This is a genomic window from Acinetobacter rathckeae, from assembly GCF_015627125.1.
GTDB lineage: Bacteria > Pseudomonadota > Gammaproteobacteria > Pseudomonadales > Moraxellaceae > Acinetobacter > Acinetobacter rathckeae.
Genome location: NZ_VTDO01000002.1, coordinates 288,067 through 304,319 on the forward strand (window position 1 = coordinate 288,067; position 16,253 = coordinate 304,319).

General features: G+C 38.4%; 18 protein-coding genes. 13 read left to right on the top strand and 5 right to left on the bottom strand.

Annotation, left to right across the window (positions count from 1 at the left end):
• The first annotated feature begins 34 nt into the window (after positions 1 to 34).
• The 9 genes from rhlB to I2F31_RS04870 all read left to right on the top strand — a co-directional run bounded on the left by rhlB (position 35) and on the right by I2F31_RS04870 (position 9,643).
• Positions 35 to 1,186, top strand: a complete 1,152-nt coding sequence (gene rhlB / locus I2F31_RS04830) for an ATP-dependent RNA helicase RhlB (RefSeq protein WP_195768399.1) — start codon at positions 35 to 37, stop codon at positions 1,184 to 1,186.
• Between the two features lie 162 nt (positions 1,187 to 1,348).
• Complete coding sequence (locus I2F31_RS04835) at positions 1,349 to 1,945, top strand: nitroreductase family protein (protein WP_195768400.1); 597 nt, start codon at positions 1,349 to 1,351, stop codon at positions 1,943 to 1,945.
• A gap of 7 nt (positions 1,946 to 1,952) precedes the next feature.
• Entirely contained in the window at positions 1,953 to 3,035 is a 1,083-nt protein-coding gene (locus I2F31_RS04840; protein ID WP_195768401.1) for an NAD(P)H-dependent glycerol-3-phosphate dehydrogenase, read from the top strand.
• Between the two features lie 15 nt (positions 3,036 to 3,050).
• Positions 3,051 to 3,515 (top strand): SixA phosphatase family protein, encoded by a 465-nt coding sequence (locus I2F31_RS04845; RefSeq protein WP_195773528.1) that lies wholly within the window; start codon positions 3,051 to 3,053, stop codon positions 3,513 to 3,515.
• 114 nt (positions 3,516 to 3,629) lie between these two features.
• Positions 3,630 to 4,634 (top strand): quinone-dependent dihydroorotate dehydrogenase, encoded by a 1,005-nt coding sequence (locus I2F31_RS04850; protein WP_195768403.1) that lies wholly within the window; start codon positions 3,630 to 3,632, stop codon positions 4,632 to 4,634.
• Between the two features lie 5 nt (positions 4,635 to 4,639).
• The gene (locus I2F31_RS04855; RefSeq protein WP_195768404.1) at positions 4,640 to 5,221 is read left to right on the top strand and encodes a CvpA family protein; all 582 of its coding nucleotides are present in this window, start codon (positions 4,640 to 4,642) and stop codon (positions 5,219 to 5,221) included.
• Between the two features lie 24 nt (positions 5,222 to 5,245).
• A complete protein-coding gene (gene purF / locus I2F31_RS04860) occupies positions 5,246 to 6,784 on the top strand; it encodes an amidophosphoribosyltransferase (RefSeq protein ID WP_195773529.1) in 1,539 nt (512 codons plus the stop codon).
• Positions 6,785 to 7,035: 251 nt separating this feature from the next.
• Complete coding sequence (locus tag I2F31_RS04865; protein WP_195773563.1) at positions 7,036 to 8,895, top strand: M48 family metalloprotease; 1,860 nt, start codon at positions 7,036 to 7,038, stop codon at positions 8,893 to 8,895.
• A 70-nt stretch (positions 8,896 to 8,965) separates the two neighbouring features.
• The gene (locus I2F31_RS04870) at positions 8,966 to 9,643 is read left to right on the top strand and encodes a hypothetical protein (protein ID WP_195768406.1); all 678 of its coding nucleotides are present in this window, start codon (positions 8,966 to 8,968) and stop codon (positions 9,641 to 9,643) included.
• A gap of 17 nt (positions 9,644 to 9,660) precedes the next feature.
• On the opposite strand, the gene I2F31_RS04875 is transcribed toward I2F31_RS04870, so the two are convergent.
• Both I2F31_RS04875 and rpsU read right to left on the bottom strand, forming a co-directional pair.
• The gene (locus tag I2F31_RS04875) at positions 9,661 to 10,110 is read right to left on the bottom strand and encodes a GatB/YqeY domain-containing protein (protein ID WP_195773530.1); all 450 of its coding nucleotides are present in this window, start codon (positions 10,108 to 10,110) and stop codon (positions 9,661 to 9,663) included.
• A 25-nt stretch (positions 10,111 to 10,135) separates the two neighbouring features.
• Positions 10,136 to 10,351: a 30S ribosomal protein S21 gene (rpsU, locus tag I2F31_RS04880; RefSeq protein WP_004652785.1), complete on the bottom strand. Its 216-nt coding sequence runs from the start codon at positions 10,349 to 10,351 to the stop codon at positions 10,136 to 10,138.
• Between the two features lie 143 nt (positions 10,352 to 10,494).
• On the opposite strand from rpsU, the gene tsaD reads away from it, so the two are divergent.
• Positions 10,495 to 11,517 carry a tRNA (adenosine(37)-N6)-threonylcarbamoyltransferase complex transferase subunit TsaD gene (gene tsaD, locus I2F31_RS04885; protein WP_195768408.1) on the top strand — a complete coding sequence of 341 codons (1,023 nt, stop codon included), beginning with the start codon at positions 10,495 to 10,497 and terminating at the stop codon, positions 11,515 to 11,517.
• On the opposite strand, the gene I2F31_RS04890 is transcribed toward tsaD, so the two are convergent.
• Positions 11,498 to 11,719 carry a DUF1653 domain-containing protein gene (locus tag I2F31_RS04890; protein WP_195768409.1) on the bottom strand — a complete coding sequence of 74 codons (222 nt, stop codon included), beginning with the start codon at positions 11,717 to 11,719 and terminating at the stop codon, positions 11,498 to 11,500. The two genes, tsaD and I2F31_RS04890, sit on opposite strands and share 20 nt — an antisense overlap.
• A 158-nt stretch (positions 11,720 to 11,877) precedes the next feature.
• Between I2F31_RS04890 and I2F31_RS04895 the strand changes: the two genes are divergently transcribed.
• From I2F31_RS04895 to I2F31_RS04905, 3 genes are all read left to right on the top strand, one after another.
• Entirely contained in the window at positions 11,878 to 12,468 is a 591-nt protein-coding gene (locus I2F31_RS04895; RefSeq protein WP_195768410.1) for an IMPACT family protein, read from the top strand.
• Complete coding sequence (locus tag I2F31_RS04900; RefSeq protein WP_195768548.1) at positions 12,458 to 13,075, top strand: acyltransferase; 618 nt, start codon at positions 12,458 to 12,460, stop codon at positions 13,073 to 13,075. The genes I2F31_RS04895 and I2F31_RS04900 overlap by 11 nt, the downstream gene beginning before the upstream one ends.
• Positions 13,076 to 13,190: 115 nt before the next feature.
• A complete protein-coding gene (locus I2F31_RS04905; RefSeq protein WP_195768411.1) occupies positions 13,191 to 14,033 on the top strand; it encodes a universal stress protein in 843 nt (280 codons plus the stop codon).
• A 112-nt stretch (positions 14,034 to 14,145) separates the two neighbouring features.
• On the opposite strand, the gene I2F31_RS04910 is transcribed toward I2F31_RS04905, so the two are convergent.
• Together I2F31_RS04910 and I2F31_RS04915 are read right to left on the bottom strand one after the other, a co-directional pair.
• On the bottom strand, positions 14,146 to 14,811 hold the full coding sequence (locus tag I2F31_RS04910; protein ID WP_195768412.1) for an O-methyltransferase: 666 nt from the start codon (positions 14,809 to 14,811) through the stop codon (positions 14,146 to 14,148).
• A 73-nt stretch (positions 14,812 to 14,884) separates the two neighbouring features.
• Positions 14,885 to 16,159: a histidine-type phosphatase gene (locus tag I2F31_RS04915; RefSeq protein WP_195768413.1), complete on the bottom strand. Its 1,275-nt coding sequence runs from the start codon at positions 16,157 to 16,159 to the stop codon at positions 14,885 to 14,887.
• Positions 16,160 to 16,253: the final 94 nt, after the last annotated feature.

The following is a 16,253-nucleotide window of genomic DNA, read 5'->3' on the forward strand; positions in this document are numbered from 1 at the left end:
TGTTTCATTAAACTGAGTTAGAGATTCATTTAGAATGGCAGCAGGTTTTGAAACCATTAAGTTACACCCACAGTTAAAACAGGCGATAGACTCGCTCGGTTTTAAATCTATGACTCCCATACAACAACGCGTCCTTCAGTTTACTTTAGCAGGGCATGATGCCATTGGCCGTGCACAAACAGGGACAGGAAAGACTGCCGCTTTTTTAATTAGTATTATTAATGATTTGTTGAATAATCCAATACAACAACAACGATACCGTGGTGAACCACGTGCTTTAATTTTAGCACCAACAAGAGAGCTTGCTATTCAAATTGAGCAAGATGCCAAAGAACTGACAAAATTCACAGACTTAAGTGTTTTAACTTTGGTGGGTGGTGTCGATTTTGATAAGCAAAAAAAACAGCTAGATCAAAAGCATGTAGACATTATTGTCGCAACGCCAGGTCGCTTAATTGACTTTAGTGAGCAAAAAGAAATTTGGTTAGATCAAATTGAGTTTTTAGTCATAGATGAAGCAGACCGCTTGTTAGACATGGGATTTATTCCAAGTGTGAAGCGAATTATTCGCTTTGCACCACGTAAAGAACAACGCCAAACGCTGATGTTTTCTGCAACTTTTAGTTATGATGTCCTCAATTTGGCTAGGCAGTGGTTATTTGAGCCAGTGACGGTTGAAATTGAGCCTGAAAAGAAGACTAATGCAGACGTGGAGCAGCGTGTGTATGTGGTTTCAAAACAAGATAAATACAAACTACTCAAAGAAATTTTGTCGAAAGAACCGATTGAAAAAGTCGTTATTTTTGCCAATAGACGAGATCAAGTCCGTAAAATCTATGATCATCTGAAAAAAGACAACTATGCTGTAGTGATGCTGTCGGGTGAAATCTCACAAGACAAACGCTTAAAAATGCTCGATCAGTTTAAGTCAGGTAAACATCATATTATGATAGCAACCGATGTTGCAGGCCGTGGTATACATGTCGATGGTGTTTCACATGTGATTAATTATACTTTGCCTGAACAGTCAGATGACTACGTACACCGCATTGGTCGAACAGGCCGTGCAGGAACACAAGGGGTAAGTATTAGTTTCTTATCTGAAGATGATGCCTTTTACTTGCCAGATATTGAAAAAGCGATTGGGCAAAAACTTCCCTTAACACGCTTAGAAGGCTACTGCTAATCATACTTACACAAGTCCATATTCTGGGCTTGTGTTGTTTTAGGTGGTGAAATTGAATACAAACCATATTTACGCTATGTTGGGTCTGCGTAATAATACTGGCGTATTTTTTTTAGATTATGCTAACCTAAATAAAATTTAACAAAACTGATTGAGACACTTATGACATTATCATCTGTAGATTTAATACATGACAATATGCTTCAACGCCAATCAGTAGGGCTTTTGAGTGAACCTGCACCGAATAAGCAACAGTTAGAGCGTGCGTTCCAAGCGGCTTTGACAGCACCAGATCATCACCGCCTCAAGCCCACCAGTTTTGTTGTCATTGATGAAGAAAAGCGTCAGGCTTTTGGTAACTTGCTATCACATGCTATGGCAGACTTTGATGGTATAGATCCGACACAAGTTGAGCGTGTGAGATCTCATCCGCTTCGAGCGCCACTTTTAGTACTTGCACTTACCACCTTAACAGATCACCCGAAAGTGCCACATTATGAACAAATTTTAAGTACAGGTGCTGCTGTACAAAACTTTTTATTGTCCCTGCAGTCACAAGGTTTCTCAACCATTTGGCGTACAGGCGCAGTTGTAGAATCAAGTACCTTAAAAAAAGCACTTGGCTTACAAGAGCGTGATTATATCTCTGGTATTATTTATATTGGTACAGCAGATAAAGCATTACAACAACGCACAGACCATAATGTAGATGGTCATATTTCTGCATGGCAGAGTGATGCAGATTTAGAAGCGAAGTAACTTAAACATGATAGAACAAGTATTCTCTGAAGCTGTGAGCAAAACACAAAGTCATCAAAACCAACTAAAACTTGCTATTTTGGGTGGTGGAAGTTTTGGTACGGCAATGGCCAATATGGCTGCAAAAAATGGTTGTGATACTACACTGTGGATTCGTAATGCGGATGTTGTAGCTGAAATTACTCAAACACGTATTAATAAAAAATACCTACCTGATTTTGAGCTCGATGCGACATTGAAGGTTTCTGCATCATTAGAAGAATCTGTTTTAGGTTGTGATTTGATTTTGGTGGCAATTCCTAGTCATTCATTTCGTGCAATTCTGAAGCAGATAAAACCATTTATTACTGCACAAGCTGTCATTTCTTTGACCAAAGGTATTGAACCCGATAGTTTTTGTTTTATGAGTGAAATTATTCAACAAGAATTACCACAAGTGCCTTATGGCGTGATTTCTGGCCCAAACTTAGCCAAAGAAATTGTCGCAGGCATGCCAACAGGTACAGTGGTAGCAAGTCAATCAGACTTGGTGCGACATGCTGTGCAAACATCACTACATAGTGCAGTTTTTCGTGTTTTTGCAAGTGACGATGTCTATGGTGTAGAGCTTGGTGGGGCACTTAAAAATATCTATGCTATTGCTATGGGTATGGCTGCAGCTTATAACATTGGTGAAAACACCCGTAGTATGATTTTGACCCGAGCACTTGCAGAAATGAGTCGCTTTGCTGTAAAGCTGGGTGCAAATCCACTTACATTTCTAGGGCTTTCGGGTGTTGGTGATTTGTTTGCCACCTGCAATAGTGCACTGAGTCGCAATTACCAAGTGGGTTTTGCACTTGGAAAAGGACAAATGCTTGAAGAAGCTACAAAAGCACTTGGACAGACTGCAGAGGGAATCAATACAGTCATACAAGTGCGTAAGCGAGCCATTGAGTTAGATGTTTATATGCCAATTACCAATGCATTATATGAAGTGATTTTCGAACAGGCTCCTGCACTAAATATGGCATTGTCACTTATGAAAAATGGGCATCGTAGTGATGTTGAATTTGTTTTACCACATCAAGAGAATATGCTATTTAAATAATTTGGAGTGTGAAAAATGCAACTTACGTTGGTTCGTCATGGTGAAGCACATCCTGCTGGTGTTGATGGTAATGATACCATTCGACCACTCACACCAAGAGGTCATGAGCAAGCTGAGCAGACTGCACAGTATATCAAACAAAAAGTTGCGCAACCTGATTTGTTTGTTGTGAGTCCACTACTTAGAGCACAGCAGACCCTTAAACATATACAACAACAGTACCCAAACATTCCTGTTATGTTGTGTGATCATATCAAACCTGATGATGATGCTGAGGTTGCTGTAGAGTGGCTGTCTTATTTAGATTTTGAAAATGTGGTCGTGGTGTGTCATATGAATGTTGTGGCACATATAGAAGAACTTTTGTTGGCACAGAGTTTTCACTCATTTTCACTTGCTGAAGCTCGTATATATGATCAAGCGGTGATTGCTAAAGGATTGTCGGAATTAAAAGGTGGTTTTATTCCTCAAGATAAATAATAGATTACAGAGAGTATGACAGTTTTATGAAAAATAATAACGCATAAAGCATAGTATTTATAAAGTTAAATGCCCTATAATACACCAAGTTAAAGCCAATGAAATTGATTGCATATGATGTATTCACTCGCTCGACCTCTGTTATTTTCTTTGTCACCAGAGCGTGCACATGAGTTGACATTATCTTGGTTAGATCGTGCATATCGCTTAGGCTTACTTAAAGCGAAAACGATTCAAAAACCTGTCACATGTATGGGTATTGAGTTTGCCAACCCTGTTGGTTTAGCCGCAGGGTTAGATAAAAATGGTGCACATATTGATGCACTTGTCGCACTTGGCTTTGGGTTTATTGAAATTGGTACAGTAACACCAAGACCACAAAGCGGAAATCCCAAACCTCGCTTATTTAGAATTCCTCAGGCACACGCTATTATTAACCGTATGGGCTTTAATAATGACGGTGTAGATCAGCTGGTTGAAAACGTAAAAGCTGCAAAATATACAGGTGTGCTTGGTATTAATATTGGTAAAAATGCAGATACACCTGTAGAGAATGCAGTTGATGACTACTTATATTGCTTAGAAAAAGTTTATCATTATGCTTCTTATGTTACGGTGAATATCTCATCACCAAACACAAAGAATTTAAGAAGTTTACAAAGTGGTGATGCGTTAACATTATTACTTTCAACCTTAAAAGCACGCCAACTTGAGCTTGCTGAAGAATACCAACACTATGTACCACTGGTGTTAAAAGTTGCACCAGACTTAACCACTGAAGACATCGATTTTATTGCATCTGCTTTACTTCAATACAATATTGATGGCTTGATTGTGACCAATACTACGCTCTCACGAGAGGGTGTTGAAAACCTAGCATGTGCAGATGAAGCGGGTGGACTATCTGGTCAACCTGTGTTTGAAAAAAGTACGAGCTGTTTAAAACAATTTGCAGAACGTTTAAAGCAAGATATTCCATTGATTGGTGTTGGTGGCATTTTAACGGGCGATCAAGCATTGGCGAAACAAAATGCAGGTGCACAATTGGTACAAATTTATACAGGACTGATTTATACAGGGCCAAAACTTGTACAAGATAGTATTCATGCGATGACCTAATATACATGAACAGCTTAGATATTATTATTGTGGTGCTCGTGTTGTTAGGAGGAGTAAGTGGTTTGCGACAAGGATTGATTCAGGCCTTGGCGAACTTAGTGGGCTGGTTTTTTGCACTATTTGTTGGTGCAAAATATGCAAGTGATCTTGCTCCGATGATGTCAGGCTTAAGTCATGATGTTGTTGTGCAAAAAATTGTTGCATTTGCTACTTTAGTTTTAATGGTTGTAGCGTTAACATGGCTGGTTTCTGCCATTATCAATAAAATTTTTGTCAGTTTAAACTTAGGCCCACTAAACCGTTTTGCTGGCGGTATATTGGGTGTCCTAAAAACTGTTTTAGTCATACTGATTACTATGCAAGGCATACAACCTTGGGTACAGACTGCAGAAAATTGGAAGCAGTCGAAAATTGTACACATGTTATTGCCATATGCTCCACTTGCTACTGGTGTGACAAAAGATGTTGCGCAAGAAGCAATAGAGCACTTTCATAAAACAGAGACACCAAATGTCTCACCTGTGAGTTCAGAGACTTCATTGAAAAGAAGCTCATCTGGACATGCTACAGAAAACCCTTTTAATTAATCCAAGCTTGATTGCGAGGTTGCTATGTGTGGAGTTGTTGGGATCGCTGGAAAATCACCGGTAAACCAATTATTGTTTGACGCTTTGACGATGTTACAACATCGTGGACAAGATGCTGCGGGCATAGTCACTTGCAAAGATGGTCGTCTATTTCTTAGAAAAGACAATGGTTTAGTGCGTGATGTCTTTCATACACGCCATATGCGAGCTTTGCAAGGTAACTATGGTATAGGCCATGTTCGTTACCCTACAGCAGGCTCGTCAAGCAGTGCAGAAGCCCAACCATTTTATGTGAACTCACCGTATGGTATTACGTTGGCACATAATGGTAATTTAACCAACGCAGATGACATTAGACAAGATCTGTTCGAAACAGACTTACGTCATATGAACACGGACTCTGACTCAGAAGTGTTACTGAATGTCTTTGCACATGAGTTACAAAAGCTAAGAACATTGCACCCAACACCAGAAGATATTTTTTACGCAGTGCATCGTGTACATCAGCGTTGTCGTGGTGCATATGGTGTATTGGCTATGATTACAGGTCAAGGCTTGGTTGGTTTTCGTGATCCAAATGGTATTCGTCCACTTATTTATGGCTCACGTGAACTAGAAAGTGGGCAAAAAGAATACATTATTGCATCAGAGTCGGTGGCAATTACTGCACTTGGTTTTAAAGTCGAACGTGATATTGAACCTGGTGAAGCCATTTATATTGATGAAGCTGGAAACTTGTTTAGCAAGCAATGTGCGACAAACCCACAATATTTCCCATGTATTTTTGAATATGTTTATTTTGCCCGTCCAGATGCGATTATTGATGGTATTTCTGTCTATAAAGCACGTTTGAAAATGGGTGAAAAACTTGCTTCCCGTATTTTAAAAGAATGGGGTGAAGAGCACGGTATAGATGTTGTGATTCCTATTCCAGATACTAGTCGTACATCTGCTTTAGAGTTAGCCAATGTTTTAGGGGTGAAGTTCCGAGAGGGCTTTATGAAAAACCGCTATATTGGCCGTACCTTTATTATGCCAGGGCAACAGCAACGTGAAAAATCTGTACGTCAAAAGCTAAACCCTGTTGAGCTTGAATTCAAGGGTAAAAATGTTTTACTCGTTGATGACTCGATTGTACGTGGTACAACTTGTAATGAAATTATTCAAATGGCACGAGACTCAGGTGCTAAAAAAGTATTCTTTGCTTCTGCTGCACCTATGGTGAAATATCCAAATGTGTATGGTATTGATATGCCAGCAAAAAATGAGTTGATTGCATCTGAGCGTAGCGTTGAAGAAATTAGAGCATTAATTGGTGCAGATCGTTTAATCTTCCAAGACTTAGAAGAATTAAAAGATGCTATACGTATCCCGAAAGTACCACAAGTGACAGACTTTGACTGTTCAGTCTTTGATGGAAAATATGTGACAGGTGATATCGATACAGTATATCTAGACCACCTAGAGCAAAGCCGTTCAGATAAAGCCAAGAAAAAAGACAGTTATATTGATGTCAATATTGATGCTGCATCGGTCGATCTGACAGGAATTACAGAAGCCTAAGAGATAAATAAAAAGTGGGTATATCCCACTTTTTATTTGCTTTATGATTGAGTGTTTTCATATAAAAATGACTGATTCATGATATTGTGAATTAATGATGCACTGTATAAAAACAAAAAATGAGTTGTAGCACATCGTAAGAGAAAACTGATTGGTCGTTTAAATTGTTTTGCTTATGATCAAAAGTGTATGTATATGGAATAATCTTAATCTAGGAATGGTTAACATTGACACAGCATAGAACAGCAGCCATGCATAAAAAGAATCTGTTTATTGCAATGATTATCTGTTTATTTGCTATTGTACTTACATTGGCAATTTTAAACTTTTCATTTGGCTTAATTGTATATTACTTAGACCAAACACAATCAATTTGGTGGAATCGCTATAGCCAAACCTTTTTAATGTGTGTGATTTCGATCATGCTTGCATCTTTAGTCTACGAAATATACATTTTTAGAAAAGGCGGGCATTCGCTAGCACGGCAAATGAATGCTCGGTATCTAGATATTTCGGAATGTACACCTGAAGAGTTAGTTGCGGTACAAATTACAGAAACATTAGCCGAACAGTTTCATATTGTCGTCCCTTCAGTTTATATTTTACCGAATGAGGTCGGGGTGAATGCATTAACAGCAGGGGCAGACGATACCGATACAGTGATTATTTTAACTTGGGGTGCATTACAAAACTTAGATGAATTAGAGCTACATGGTTTATTAAGTTATACCTTTAACCAAATTATTACGGGTGAAGCACAACAAAATATTCGCTTAAAAATTTTATTTAGTGCACTGATTACCTTTAATCAATTGGGAAGTGAAATTGCACGTCGGGGATTCCGTTCAGACATCAAACAACAACGATATAAGTTTGAAACAGTACTTATTGCTGTTGGCGGAATGATTTGGTTGATGGGAAGTTTAGGGCTTCTGATTTCGAGATTAGTGAAGTACTTTACGCTGTCTGGTCGAACATTTAAAAATGACATACAGACCCAAGCTTTATTGCATAGCGATACCAATTTGCAAACACTGCTTAGAATTTATGTACACCACGCAGGCTCTCAAATACATAGTTCATACTCAGAGTCGATTGCGCATATGTGCTTTGCAAACTCTTTAAGCCCGCAAAGTTGGCTTAATACTCATCCGAGTATTAAAAGCCGTATTTATCGTTTATCACCACATTTACTTAAAGAGCTGCAACAAGAAAAGCTCAAAAAATTAACACATTTAACCTCATTTAAGTTATTTAGGCCTTTTGAGTATGAAGAATTTGGCACAACACATATTTTGTGGTCTGCGCCTAAGCCTTTACCTCAGCTAAGACTTGCTAATGACCGATGTGCTGAGCATGAGCATGTTTATACACTAAATCCAGCAATACGAAAAAATATAGAAAAGCCCCAAGTGGTTATGCGTGCATTACAAACTGCTACGGGTGTACGAGAAGTTTTAGTTGCCATTTTAATGATTCGACAGCATAAAGCATTTATTCCAGCAACAGCAACAGCAACGGTGAGCCATGCAATTATTGAAGCATTACAACATATAGATCATCGTTTACATGTACAAATTTTTTTAGATGCTTGTGAGCAACTGACAACAATGCCTTTGAGTATGGCACGTAAGTTTCTAACACGGTTGGCAGACATTATTCAAAGTGATAGTTATATTGGGCTACTTGATATTTTATTATTAGAAAAGGTAAAGGCTAAACTAAATCTTTTGCCTGTACATATGCCAACATCCAGTGACAACATTTCAACAGAGCTAGCAATATTGGTTGATGCACTATTGCATGTTCAGCACCTTGGGCAAGACAGTCAAAAAAAACGTCGTACAGATATACTTATGCAATTGATTGGCGAAGATCTAACAATAAATCAGCATCATGTCGATTTGGGATTAATCCTTCATCACATGGGAGGACTTCTATTGAGAGATCGACTAAAGTTTTTGTATATTGCAGAGCAATGTTTATGGAATGACCGTGTAATTACACAGGAAGAACTTGATGTACTTGAACTGTTATATTGGAGATTCGGTTTTAAAAGTCATGTGATGGTTGATCGGGTATTAAATCATAATAATATAATGATAATGTAGTTCATCTATATCTGTGAAATGCTAAAATAGCAGGCCCAAGAGATAAATTCCATTGTTTATGAATGATCTGATGTCACAGCAACAGCGACACCTATTACAAAGTATGGGGGTTGATGTATGGGTTGCCAAAGATACGCAAGCTCAAGTTTTTGTTGCAACACAATTCTGGCGTGATCAGGTCAGTGAATCGTTTGATCTTGATGAAGAGCCACCACAGCAAGTGGTACAGAATTTAGTTATAGATAAACCATCACGTCATATTGGGTCAAAGCACAATATAGAGGCCGTAACAGCAGAGTCTATTACGCCTGCCGTTGTAAAAAATCAAACTATAGCCCCTGCAGAAACGCCTTTAGCACAACTAGAAGCTGAAAAAGTTATACAGCAGGTATTGCCATTTACTTTAGCTTTATTGGTCACAGATCAGTGTAGTGTGTTGTTTGATCATACGCAACTATTGGCAGAAGAGGTATTGTTTGTTGAAAACTTGGTATCTGCTTTAGGTGCAACCATAACACAGTTACGTTGGCCAATAGACTTGGCAGGTTTTCAGCAAAGTGATTATATAAATAGTTATGTGAAGGGGTTTATTGACAGCGTATCACCACAACAACAGGTGATTTTACTTGGAAACTTACCAACGGCAGTAAATATAGATATTACATATAAAATGCAAAGTATTGCAGAATTAATGAAAAACCCTACACAAAAAAGAGCACTGTGGGAAAGTATAAAAAGTATTGAATAGCTAAAAAGTGCTTTAAATTAAGCGTTAAGCTGTGCCTTAATTTTAGCAGAAGCAATAGAAGGGTCGGCACGTCCGGCTATGATCGGACGTAGAGAATTCATCACCTTACCCATATCTTTCATGCTAGTAGCTTCTTGCTCAGAAATAATCTTTGCAATGATAGAATCAAGCTCTTCCTCAGTCATAGCAACTGGTAGAAATTGAGATAAAATCTCAATTTCGGCTTGCTCTTTACTAGCTAAATCGTCACGGCCAGCAACAGCAAAAGCTTTTACTGACTCTTTACGTTGTTTAACTTGCTTTTCGACAATTGCAAGTACTCGACTTTCATCAAGTTCTATGCGTTCATCAACTTCAATTTGTTTAATAGCTGCTTGTAAGCTACGAATAACAGTCAATGTCGACATTTCTTTAGCGCGCATGGCACTTTTCAATGCGTCAGTAATTTGGCTTTTTAAGTTATTCATACAAGCAACCTCAGTCACAAATTAATTAGTAAAGACGAGTAGTACGTACAGATTCGCGAGTCAATTTCTTTTGGTAGCGTTTAACAGCAGCTGCTTTTTTACGCTTACGTTCTTGAGTTGGTTTCTCATAGAATTCACGTTTACGAACATCTGCTAAAACACCAGCTTTTTCGCAAGAACGTTTGAAACGACGGATTGCTACGTCAACTGGTTCGCCTTCTTTCAATTTAACTTGTGGCATGAAGAATCCTCAATATTATGGATAAAATCTAGTACGGTATGCACTAGAAAACAAGTGAAGTGCGGTATTTTACTCATTTACATCTCATACTACAAGCCTATAATAGCTTTGCTGTGAATTGAATGTGAAAAATAGGCGTATAAATGATTGTTTTAGGCTTGGAAACATCTTGTGATGAAACTGGACTTGCACTGTATGACAGTGAAAAAGGCTTGCTTGGTCAAGTGCTTTATACACAAATGCAACTGCATGCAGAGTATGGTGGTGTTGTACCAGAACTTGCTTCTCGTGACCACGTTCGAAAAATGGTGCCATTGCTAGACAGTTTGTTAAAGCAAGCCAATATTCAAAAGCAGCACATTGATGCAGTGGCATATACACGAGGCCCGGGTTTAATGGGTGCACTCATGACAGGGGCTCTATTTGGTCGCACTTTGGCATTTGCATTAAATAAACCTGCAATTGGTGTACATCATATGGAAGGCCACATGCTTGCACCGCTGTTGTCTGAAACACCACCAGAGTTTCCTTTTGTGGCGTTATTGGTTTCAGGTGGTCATACCCAACTCATGGCAGCCTATGGTATTGGCGATTATGAAATGCTCGGGGAATCTATTGATGATGCGGCAGGTGAAGCCTTCGATAAAGTTGCAAAAATGATGAATCTCCCTTATCCAGGTGGGCCAAATATTGCAAAACTTGCTTTACAAGGGAATGCTCAGGCATTTGATTTTCCACGTCCAATGTTGCATAAAGGCTTAGTTTTTTCATTTAGTGGCTTAAAAACTGCGGTTTCAGTGCAACTTAAAAAACTTGGCGATGAAAATAGAGATGCTGATATTGCAGCCTCTTTTCAAGAAGCCATTGTAGATACTTTAGTGAAGAAGTCAGTCAATGCTTTAAAACAAACAGGGTTAAAGCGTTTAGTGATTGCAGGTGGTGTGAGTGCAAACATACGCTTACGTGAACAGCTAGAACAGGCTTTGCCAAAAATTAAAGCACAAGTTTATTATGCAGAGCCTGCTTTATGTACAGATAATGGTGCAATGATTGCTTTTGCTGGTTATCAACGTTTAAAAGAGGGGGCGTGTGATAGTTTGGTGGTCACAACAACCCCGCGTTGGCCAATGACTGAGTTAGATAAACCTAATAATTTACCTCAATAAGCTGAAAACGAGCCACATTCTCTCCGTTAGCTAAAGTCACGTGTTCTGTAAACATGGTTAAAGGTCTGACCCATAGCGAAAAATCACCGTAGAGGCACTGATATACGACCAGTTGCTCTTGGGTTTCGCTGTGCTTGGCTGTGCCGATGACCTGATACTTTTGACCTTTATAGTGTTGGTAAATACCGTGTGGTAGGTGCATGATGTATTCCGCAGGTTGAATGAATGGTTTATAAGGTGCTTATTATATGGCTATAGCCTAAATTAATCTTGAGTATTACTTTTTGAGTCAATTTAATTGTATTTAGATTCAGGTTATAAAACGTTATAATTATTTAAAATTCAATGTAATGAGTGAGTATGCCATTTACGATTCTAAAAACAGTTGCTTATGAAGAAGACGTAAAGAAAAGCCGTTTTCAAGCATTTGCGATTCCTGTTGAAACAGAAGAAGATGTGAAAATGGTTTTAGATGACTATAAGGATATCTCGACGACACATCAGTGCTGGGCATGGAAAATTGGTCATAATGTAAGGTTTAATGATGATGGTGAGCCATCAGGTACGGCAGGGCGTCCTATTTTAGCGACCATTGAAGGCAACGAGTTGACCAACGTTTTAGTCTTAGTCAATCGGTGGTATGGTGGCATTAAACTAGGTACAGGTGGTTTGGTACGAGCCTATGGTGGAACAGCAGGAAAAGCATTACTTTTGGTAGAAAAAGTAGAACTGATAGAAAAAGTAGATGTTTTTTTTGATTGTAATTTTAGTGAATGGCCTATTTTACAGTACGAGTTAGTACAACAAGACATTACATTTACGGAAGAATATACAGCAGATGGCGTAAGTATTACTGCGAAAATACAAATACACCAAAAAGATACCCTTGCACAAAAAATTCAAGATGTAACCCGTGGCAGAGAAGAGCTCAAAGGACTGGATGATGACTGATCCACTGCTTAAATATAGAGAACAGCATAAGCATCGTTTAAACTATATGCCATGGTTATATTGGCGACTTAAAGATAAGCATAAACAGTGGGCAGTAGCGTGGCAAAAAGAATACCAAGCGTATTTAATGGATATGGAAACCATTGAAATTGGCGAGAATGTTTTTATTTCGCCATTGGCTCATATTTTTGCAGAACGTGGGCGAAAAATAACAATAGGTGATAATACGTTTATTGCTGCAGATAGCGTACTACATGGCCCATTAACCATTGGTAACGAAGTGGCCATTAATCACCATTGTATTTTAGATGGTGGTCGGGCGGGAATTGTCTTACATGACCAAGCAAGACTTGCCGCTTATACTCATTTGTATGCATTTAATCATGGCATAGAAAAGGACACAGCCATTTATCAACAACCTGTGACATCTAAAGGCATAGAAGTAGGTCAAGATGTTTGGTTAGGGGCACATGTAGGCGTTAGAGATGGCGTAAAAATAGGGGATCATGCTGTAGTGGGTATGCACAGTATGGTCACAAAAAATGTAGAGCCTTATGCTGTAGTTGCGGGAAATCCGGCTAAATTGATAAAATTTCGTGACAATTGATACATAAATGAACGAATTTGTGCCTGTAATTAGAATAAAACAGTTGCACGGGTATCCACTTGTGTTAAGTTGAAATAATGATTACGTATAGAACAAACTCGTAAGAGAGGCAAAAATGAAACGTGTTATTGCGTGTATTGACTCATCACCATGTGTTAATGCAATTGCTGAAGCTGCGGCGTGGATTGCAAAAACAACGCATCGTGAGCTTGTGTTATTACAGGTTTTAGATTATTACCCATCTAGTTATCATTTAGGCGAGATTAGTGGTGTAATCGGTTTTGAAAGTAATGCTATGCTACTGAAAGAGCTGGCTGAGTTAGAGCAAAAACAAAGTAGTCTTGCATTAGATTATAGTAATAATTTATTGAAACATATTAAACAGCAAATAGAAGAGAAGCATGGGTTAAGTGTTTCTATTGTGCAAGAAAAAGGTGATTTTTTAGAGCAAAGTTTAGGTGCTTTACAAGAAGATGATATTGCTTTGATTGGTAAAGTAGGTGACAGTGCTGCTGAGAAAAATAAAGATTTAGGCGGTAATGTTGAAAACTTTATTCGTGGTGCCAAATGTACAGTCATGACGGTAAGTGAACACTTTAAGCCACCTACTCGTTTTATTTTTGCATATGAATATTCTGATGTTTGTACGAAAATGATGCATAGTATTGCGGAAAGTGATTTATTCAAGCATTTGCAATGCCATTTATTATATGTTGGTGATTATCCTGAAGTATTGGAAGAGCCACAAGCGTACTTAAAAGAGCGTGGTTTTGATGTGGTGGTAGAGCATCGTCATGGTGACGTTGCACAAGGAATTATTGATTACCAACGAGAGCATGGTATTCAGTTTGTGATTTTAGGTGCATTTAGCCAAAGTCGTATTCAGCAATTTTTCTTAGGTAGTATCACGACAAAAGTATATCGTGAGATTACTGTACCGTTAATTGTGGCAAAATAATGTGTACCATAAAGTTATCCGCAAAAGATGTGGATAACTTTATGGATAATGTTTTTATATATAATTAACTATATGTTTCTAAAGATAAAATATAAAGTGTCTATTTTTTGTTTTATTTAACAATAGCAATTGCTAAACCATCGTGTCCTTTACTACCTACAGTTTGTAATGCTGTACAAGAGAGCAATTTAGGGTGTTCTTTTAATGCTACAAACATGTCTCGAATACCTGTAATACTCGGTTTATGATTTGTAGGGTCAATAATATCACCTGCACGAATGACATTATCTAATACAATAATACTACCAGAGTGACTAAACTGAAGTGCCAGTTCTAAGTAAATAGGGTAGCTCCCTTTATCTGCATCAATAAATATAAAGTCAAATGGTGCAGTGTCTTTAGGCAAAGCATTTAGTACCTCTGCTGCCATGCCAATGCGTAGTTCAATATTGACATTCATTTGTGCATTGTTAATATTTTCTTGTGCAACAGCTGCGTGACTATCTCTTCCTTCAATGGTCAGTAAGTAGCCATCTTCAGGTAATGCACGAGCCAGCCAAAGCGTACTGTAGGCGGCAAATGTACCAATTTCTAGCACACGTTTAGCCTTGTTCATTTGGATGAGCATTTGCAATAACATGCCTTGGTTTGGGGCAACTGCAAGATGATTAGATAAACCACGTTGGTCTGTATTGTCTATGACTCGTTGTAGTTTTTCATCTTGAGGAATCAGGTGAGATTCGATGTAGTGATCAAGGTCAGACCAAGTTTTTTGCATTGTATTACCGTATTTATCTATAACGAAAAGCTGTCATGAATTGTATACAATTCATGACCCAGAAAAATACTGATTATTCAAATAATGGTTGTTTTATTGCCATTGGCACAATATTTTTTTGTGCATCATGTAAAAATTGTTCGAGTGGGCACAGTGTACCTACGGGCGTTGGTTTACAGTAATTGTACTGGAGTGTTGCCTGTGGTAGGGGCTGTTGACTTGAAAGTGGAGTGAGTTGTCGCCATTGGTCTAGGGTTCTGGCACTAAAATCTATTTTCACAAACTGTTTGTTGGTTTTAAGCTCTTTATATTTACTAAACGTTAAACTACCACCTGGTGGAATATCATCTGCTAAGTATTGTGGTAGTTGCCAATGGAAACCAAGCAGTGTTTTTATTTCAGAGATATTGGTGTCATGACCTACAAATACAACCAAAGGTCGGTGTAAGGGGCTTGAGGTCTGTGTGGTTGAAAGGGCTTTGAGTATTTGTTGATATAAAATAGATCCTCCCATTTGGGCGTAGGGCATAATTTCATTGAGATAAACATATTTTGCTTGATGCAATTGCATGAGGTTTTTTACATCATTGGCATTATGCACATGGCCAAAAGCCACTTGATCGAGTGGGAAGTTTTCACTGTACTGTAGGCGAATGGTTTCACCAATATTTGCTCCTTCACTTGCAGGACCACTGAGTTTAGGTTGGCCCTTTTGACTCAGTTTTAATTTCCATGGCTCACTTAAAAATTGGCAACTGTCTGGAGCACATACAGCACTTTTTAAGCTTTGGCCTGCATTGTGGTAGCGTGCTTGAACTTGATCTTGGCTCACTATTTTCTGTTTAAATTGTTGTTTAATCTCTTTAAATACACTTTCTGCACTTCCCATTTTTAATGCATCAAATAAAGGGTCTTGGTCATATTTACTGACATTAACACTAAAATGGCATTGCGGATTTATCCCTGTCGCAAAAGCTTGAGCTGTTTTTTGCGTTCGCTCATCTGGTGCTGCCCAAATAAAAAGCTGGTTTTGCTGTGTTTCACAGGGCTGTGTTTGTGTGAATGCTAACCCTTGTTGTTGCCACAAACCAATTTGATATTGTGCTTGGTTTACAATACCTGCATAACCTCGTGCAGTCAGGTGACCATCGGGTACTGACCATGTTGGCCATGTTTTTCCAGTGGCTTGATTGAGTGCTTCAGTATTGGTTTGTGGGCGAATGCCGTGGCGAACTAAAGTGACAACCTGTTCTAATTGATATTGCTCTGTACTATTTGCATAAGTCTGGCATGATCCAATCAGCATCATTGCTGTCGTGAGTGTGCCTAATACTTTTTTGTGGTGCATTTTTGTATGCCTATACTGTTTTTATTTAATATTTCAGTGTAGTCCTTGAATGATTTACTTTTGATTAAATGCAACAAAATAATAAATAAAAAAG

Bases quoted from the DNA above. Each gene is read 5' to 3' on its own strand.
- rhlB (WP_195768399.1), top strand. From the start codon at position 35: ATGGCAGCAGGTTTTGAAACCATTAAGTTACACCCACAGTTAAAACAG.
- I2F31_RS04835 (WP_195768400.1), top strand. From the start codon at position 1,349: ATGACATTATCATCTGTAGATTTAATACATGACAATATGCTTCAACGC.
- I2F31_RS04840 (WP_195768401.1), top strand. From the start codon at position 1,953: ATGATAGAACAAGTATTCTCTGAAGCTGTGAGCAAAACACAAAGTCAT.
- I2F31_RS04845 (WP_195773528.1), top strand. From the start codon at position 3,051: ATGCAACTTACGTTGGTTCGTCATGGTGAAGCACATCCTGCTGGTGTT.
- I2F31_RS04850 (WP_195768403.1), top strand. From the start codon at position 3,630: ATGATGTATTCACTCGCTCGACCTCTGTTATTTTCTTTGTCACCAGAG.
- I2F31_RS04855 (WP_195768404.1), top strand. From the start codon at position 4,640: ATGAACAGCTTAGATATTATTATTGTGGTGCTCGTGTTGTTAGGAGGA.
- purF (WP_195773529.1), top strand. From the start codon at position 5,246: ATGTGTGGAGTTGTTGGGATCGCTGGAAAATCACCGGTAAACCAATTA.
- I2F31_RS04865 (WP_195773563.1), top strand. From the start codon at position 7,036: ATGCATAAAAAGAATCTGTTTATTGCAATGATTATCTGTTTATTTGCT.
- I2F31_RS04870 (WP_195768406.1), top strand. From the start codon at position 8,966: ATGTCACAGCAACAGCGACACCTATTACAAAGTATGGGGGTTGATGTA.
- I2F31_RS04875 (WP_195773530.1), bottom strand. From the start codon at position 10,110: ATGAATAACTTAAAAAGCCAAATTACTGACGCATTGAAAAGTGCCATG.
- rpsU (WP_004652785.1), bottom strand. From the start codon at position 10,351: ATGCCACAAGTTAAATTGAAAGAAGGCGAACCAGTTGACGTAGCAATC.
- tsaD (WP_195768408.1), top strand. From the start codon at position 10,495: ATGATTGTTTTAGGCTTGGAAACATCTTGTGATGAAACTGGACTTGCA.
- I2F31_RS04890 (WP_195768409.1), bottom strand. From the start codon at position 11,719: ATGCACCTACCACACGGTATTTACCAACACTATAAAGGTCAAAAGTAT.
- I2F31_RS04895 (WP_195768410.1), top strand. From the start codon at position 11,878: ATGCCATTTACGATTCTAAAAACAGTTGCTTATGAAGAAGACGTAAAG.
- I2F31_RS04900 (WP_195768548.1), top strand. From the start codon at position 12,458: ATGATGACTGATCCACTGCTTAAATATAGAGAACAGCATAAGCATCGT.
- I2F31_RS04905 (WP_195768411.1), top strand. From the start codon at position 13,191: ATGAAACGTGTTATTGCGTGTATTGACTCATCACCATGTGTTAATGCA.
- I2F31_RS04910 (WP_195768412.1), bottom strand. From the start codon at position 14,811: ATGCAAAAAACTTGGTCTGACCTTGATCACTACATCGAATCTCACCTG.
- I2F31_RS04915 (WP_195768413.1), bottom strand. From the start codon at position 16,159: ATGCACCACAAAAAAGTATTAGGCACACTCACGACAGCAATGATGCTG.